This window comes from Paraburkholderia tuberum STM678 (genome assembly GCF_902833905.1).
GTDB lineage: Bacteria > Pseudomonadota > Gammaproteobacteria > Burkholderiales > Burkholderiaceae > Paraburkholderia > Paraburkholderia tuberum.
Window position 1 is genome coordinate 1 of record NZ_CADFGP010000203.1, and the last position, 326, is coordinate 326.

The following is a 326-nucleotide window of genomic DNA, read 5'->3' on the forward strand; positions in this document are numbered from 1 at the left end:
TTGCCGCCGAAGTCTGACGAGATGATGGCGTCGTCTCCGAGCATTTGCGTGACAAGGGAGTTCGCGCCGCCACCGAACGTCGGAGCGAGAATGCTGCCCTTCGCGTTAATGACGTAGACGTCGCTCTGCCCCTGATACGTGCGAAGCTGGTTGATTTCCTGTTCGAAGTCTGAATAGTCGACTGCGAAGAGATGCGCGGGCAGGTCAAGGCGCTGCCAGCGCGGGTCATCACGGTCGAAGCCGCATTTGAAGTCACAGGCGACGGGTGTCAGCCGTCCCTTGCTATCCTCGCGCATCCGGATTGGATTGAGTTCGAGGGTCGTCAT

1 pseudogene is annotated in these 326 nt (G+C 59.2%); it reads right to left on the minus strand.

From position 1 onward, the window contains the following. Window positions 1-326 (minus strand): annotated as a pseudogene (locus HWY30_RS40950) (carboxylate--amine ligase); the annotation flags it as partial.